At 69.4% G+C, this 4,614-nt stretch carries 4 protein-coding genes and 1 pseudogene; 1 reads left to right on the top strand and 4 read right to left on the bottom strand.

Annotated elements, in window-relative coordinates; all coding sequences use genetic code 11:
• The first annotated feature begins 154 nt into the window (after positions 1-154).
• Positions 155-1,066 (top strand): AraC family transcriptional regulator, encoded by a 912-nt coding sequence (locus ABNT58_RS13960; RefSeq protein WP_348754069.1) that lies wholly within the window; start codon positions 155-157, stop codon positions 1,064-1,066.
• Here the strand turns inward: ABNT58_RS13960 and ABNT58_RS13955 are convergent.
• From ABNT58_RS13955 to ABNT58_RS13940, 4 genes and pseudogenes are all read right to left on the bottom strand, one after another.
• The gene (locus tag ABNT58_RS13955; RefSeq protein ID WP_348754068.1) at positions 1,050-2,300 is read right to left on the bottom strand and encodes an SGNH/GDSL hydrolase family protein; all 1,251 of its coding nucleotides are present in this window, start codon (positions 2,298-2,300) and stop codon (positions 1,050-1,052) included. The two genes, ABNT58_RS13960 and ABNT58_RS13955, sit on opposite strands and share 17 nt — an antisense overlap.
• Positions 2,301-2,402: 102 nt before the next feature.
• The gene (locus ABNT58_RS13950) at positions 2,403-3,596 is read right to left on the bottom strand and encodes an amidohydrolase family protein (protein ID WP_348754067.1); all 1,194 of its coding nucleotides are present in this window, start codon (positions 3,594-3,596) and stop codon (positions 2,403-2,405) included.
• Between the two features lie 3 nt (positions 3,597-3,599).
• Positions 3,600-4,301: a TetR/AcrR family transcriptional regulator gene (locus ABNT58_RS13945; RefSeq protein WP_348754066.1), complete on the bottom strand. Its 702-nt coding sequence runs from the start codon at positions 4,299-4,301 to the stop codon at positions 3,600-3,602.
• A 25-nt stretch (positions 4,302-4,326) separates the two neighbouring features.
• A pseudogene (locus ABNT58_RS13940) lies at positions 4,327-4,614 on the bottom strand (ferredoxin--NADP reductase); the annotation flags it as partial.

The raw sequence follows: 4,614 nt of genomic DNA, 5'->3' as shown, positions 1-4,614 counted from the left end.
CGGCCGAGCGGCTGCATGCCGAGCGGGCGCGGGCGGAGTTGAACGACTGACGTCGGCGGCGCCGCTGCATGCCGGGGTTTGTACGGGTTCGCCGGCCGGCGTCAGCCCACCGTAAGACCGGGCCCCAAGAGTCGCCTGTGCAACAGGAGACGACATGTCCATGGCCATTGATGCACGGGGAGACCAGGGCACACCACTGATGCCGGTGCAGGCGATGGAACACTGGGCCGGGCTGCCGTTTCAGTACATTCGCAGCCAGCGCGAGGGCGCTGCCCAAGGCGAGTACTGCCCCGGCTACTGGCTGGCGATGGTGCTGCGGGGCCGGATGAAAGCGCTGCTGCACACGAGGCTGCACCGCGCCGAACTGCAGTTCTCGCCGGCTCGCTTTGCCGGCTACCCGCAAGGTCGCCACTGGGACCATGTGAGCTTCACCGGCCAGGTGGAGGTCGCCTCCTTCCTGATCACGCCGGACGCCGTGGCGCAGGCGTTTCCTGTGGCCGACACCGACGAACTGCGGCCGGCCGACATCCCGGCGGTGGCCTGCGGGCACGACCCGGCGCTGGCAGCCATCGTGCAGGCCATGGCGGACGAGGTGCGCCAAGGCTGCCCGTCGGGCACGTTGTATGCGCAGGGGCTCAGCGTAGCCCTGCTGTCGCGCCTACGCAGCAGCGCCCGCGCTTCAGGGCGCGGCGCGCCGGGCACGCGCAAGGCGCTGCCGTCGGCGGCCGCCATGTCCCGTGTGATGGACCACATCGAAGCGCACCTGGACAGCGACCTCAGCATCGCCAGCTTGTCGCGGCTGGCGGGCCTGGGGCCCAGCGCTTTCTGCGCGGGCTTTCGTGCCGTGGCCGGCATGCCCGTGCACCAGTACGTGCTGAGCCGCCGCATCCAGCGCAGCGTGGAACTGCTGCGCACCGGCATGGGCCTGGCCGAGGTGGCCCTGGCCTGCGGCTTTTCCAGCCAGAGCCGCTTCACCGAAGCCTTCCGCCAGCAGCTGGGCGACACGCCGGCGCGCTACCGGCGGCGGCAATTCAGCCTGGCAGGCCCGCTCAGCGCAGCAGGTTGAGCGGCACGGTGTCGGCCATGCGCTGGTAGCCCGCATCGCTGGGATGCAGGTGGTCGCCGCAGTCGGCCTCGGGCAGCAGCCGCAGCGGGTCGGCCGGATCACGCAGCGCGGCATCGAAGTCGACCACCGCATCCGCGCCGGCCCCCGCGCGAATCCAGGCGTTCACCGCCTGGCGGATGGCTTCGCCGCCTTCGGTGTAGTAGTCGGCACCCTTGTAGGGCAGCAACGTGCCCAAGCACACCTTGATGCCGGCGGCACGCGCCGCAGACACGGCGCCGCCAATGGCGGCGATCAGCTCGGCAGCGGAGACCGGTTGGTCGGGCCGGGACGTAGCCGCCATGCCGATGTCGTTGATGCCCAGCAGCACGAGGGTGTGGGTGACGCCGGTGACCGACAGCACATCGCGCTTGAAGCGCTCCACGCCGCGCAGGCCCAGGAAATCATGCAACCAACGGTTGCCCGACAGCCCGGCATTGACGACCGACACCTCGCGCCCCGGCGTGGCCCGCAACCGGGCGGCCAAGAAGTCGGGGTAGCGGTGGTTGGCATCGGGCGTGGAGGCAAAGCCGTCGGTGATGGAATCGCCAAAGGCCACCAGCACCGGCGTGGCCTGGCTGCGCTCCACGTCGATGGCGCTCATCCAGTAGCCGGAGATCAGCGCGCTGGCGGCATCGGTGCGCAGCGCAGCCGCACGGGTCACGTCGCCGTCGTTCACATGCTGGGTGGCCAGGGACGTCAGGTGCACCGTGGTGGCATCCGAGGTCTCACGCACATGGATGCTCACGGCCAGGTCGGCACCCGCTGCCACCGGGAATGCGATCGCGTCGCTCCACACCTGCTGGCCCGGCGCGATCGTCACCGTGGGTGCGCCGTTGAAGGTGACAGCGGTGTCGGTGTCCACCACGATGGCACCGGGCCCGGCGCTGCGGGCCAGGCGAACTCGCTGGAACGCGACCGGCCCGCTGCCGTAGAGGTTGGAAAACCGGATGCGCACACGGTCGCCGCCCACCGCGATGTGGGCCACCTGCCGCACCGTCTTGTCGGTCCACGACTGCGCGATGGGGCCGAAGGCCGCGCCGACCTCCTTCAAGTCGCCGAGCGCACCACCCCAGGTGCCCACACGGGCATCGTCGTCGTCACTGCCACCGCAGCCCGCCAGGCTCACGGCCACGCAGGCCCCGGCCAAGCCCTTGAGCACCATCCGCCTGCCACCATCACATGCCTTGTCCGCCATGTTGTCTCCGCTCGTTGTAGGAGCTGCGAAGACTAGGCAGGCGACGCGGCGCTGGCTTCCCGTTCCTGACGGTTTATCCGGATCTGACGCGGCGCGTGGTGATCAGTGCGCCACCACCACCGGAATCTCAGTGGCCGGCGGCGTGTTGCGGCTGCGGCCGCAGCGCACCAGGCCGTCGATCATCACCATGCCGATGCCGGGGATGTCGCCCAGCTGCACGCTTTCGAGCAGCGTGCGGCCGGCGGTGTGCTGGGCGCGGTCCATGAACACGAAGTCGGCCGCGCGGCCGGGCTCGATGAGGCCGCAGTTGAGCTGGCGCATGCGCGCGGTGTTGCCGGTGGCAAAGCAGAACACCAGCTCGGCCGGGATGTTGGCCAGGCTGGACAGCATGGCCACCATGCGCAGGATGCCCAGCGGCTGCACGCCCGAGCCGGCCGGCCCGTCGGTGCCCAGGATCACCCGGTGCGGGCACTTGAGCTGCATCGCCGCCTGCGCGGCGGCAATGGCCACCTTCTCGTTGCCGTTGTGCACGATCTCGATGCCGCGGCTGCTTTTCTCGCACAGCTCGCACACATGGGCCTCGGGCAGCGCGGTGTGGCCGCCGTTGATGTGGCCGATGATGTCGGCATCGGCCTCCAGCACCACGTCCTTGTCGATCAGGCCGCTGCCGGGAATCGACGGCCCGCCGGTGTGGATGGTGCTTTGAATGCCGTGCTTGCGCGCCCAGGCCACCATCTCCTTGGCCTCGTAGCCGGCCTTCACGCTGCCCAGGCCCACCTCGCCCAGCAGCTTGACGCCGGCGGCCGCCAGCTCGGCGAAGTCGCTCTCGACCATGCCCTTCTCGATCACCGGCGCGCCGGCCAGCACTTTCACGCCGCCGGGGCGGAAGTTGTCGAAGGCCCGTTGCGCGGTGATGGCCAGCGCCTTCAGGCCCACGATGTCCTTGGGCCGGCCGGGCAGGTGCACCTCGCCGGCCGAGATCATGGTGGTCACGCCACCGTGCATCGACGAATCGATCCAGCCCAGCTGGCCCTGGCGTGGCGTCCAGTCGCCGAACACCGGGTGCACGTGGCTGTCGATCAGGCCGGGCGCCACGCAGGTGCCGCGGGCGTCGATCACGGTCTTCGCGCCTTCGGTGTTGCAGTCGGCCTCCTTGCCCACCGCGGTGATCAGGCCGTCGTCCACCACGAGGGTGTCGGCATCGAGGATGGGCCGGTCCAGGTCGCCCGAGAGCAGCAGCCCGATGTTGCGGATGACGACCTTGCCCGAACGGGCATCTGCGGCGGCTTCGGCCATGCGTTAACTCCTGTGGCGGACGGTGCGCAGCACCGCATCGATGACGAACTGTTCCCAGTGCAGCAGCGCATCGGGCGTTTCCAGCGGCTCACCGAGGAAGGCCGACAGCGTGTAGCGGTTGGAGAGGTAGAAGTACGACAGCCCGGCGATCATCAGGTACACGTCGCGGGCCGGCACGTCGTCGCGGTACAGGCGCTTGGCCACGCCGCTGTGCAGGATGCGGCCGATCACGTCCACCGCCGGCGACGAGTACTCGCGCGCCCGCAGCGACTTGCCGATGTGCTTGCCGCGGTGCAGGTTCTCGGTGTTGAGCAGGGTGATGAAGTCGGGGTTCTTGAGGTAGTAGCCCCACATGAACCGGATCACCGCCGTCAGCGCCTGCTCGGGCTGCTCGACGTCGATCGACAGCTCGGCCTCGGCGTCGTTGAAGCGGCGGTAGCACTCCTCCAGCACGGCCACGAACAGGCCTTCCTTGTTGCCGAAGTAGTAATAGATCATCCGGTCGTACGACTTGGCGGCCTTGGAGATCTGGTCGACCTTGCCGCCGTCGTAGCCGTGCTTGGCGAACACCTTGGTGGCCGCCTTCAGGATGCTGTCCCGCGTGGCCCGGGCCGACAGCTCACGCACGCCCGGCGGGCGCTGGGTGCCCGCGGCCGTGCGGCGGGCGGGCGTGGCGGCGGGTCGGCGCGTGGGCTTGGTCGGCACTCGGGGGCTCGCGGGACTCAGCAGTTCACTGCTCGGCGAAGGCGCGCTCGATGACGAAGTCGCCCGGCGTGGTGGTGTTGCCTTCCTTGAACTGGCGGTCTTCCAGCAGGTGCTTCAGGTCGCGCAGCATGGCCGGGCTGCCGCAGATCATCACGCGGTCTTCGGCCGGGTTGATGTTGGGTACGCCCAGGTCCTGGAACAGCTTGCCGCTGACCATCAGGTCGGTCACGCGGCCCATGTTCTTGTAGCTCTCGCGCGTGACGGTGGGGTAGTACAGCAGCTGCTGGCTGATCATCTCGCCCAGGAACTCGTG

The organism is uncultured Aquincola sp. (assembly GCF_964001545.1).
In the GTDB taxonomy this organism is placed as follows: Bacteria; Pseudomonadota; Gammaproteobacteria; order Burkholderiales; family Burkholderiaceae_C; genus Aquincola.
This window is presented reverse-complemented; position numbering and strand designations above follow the sequence as displayed.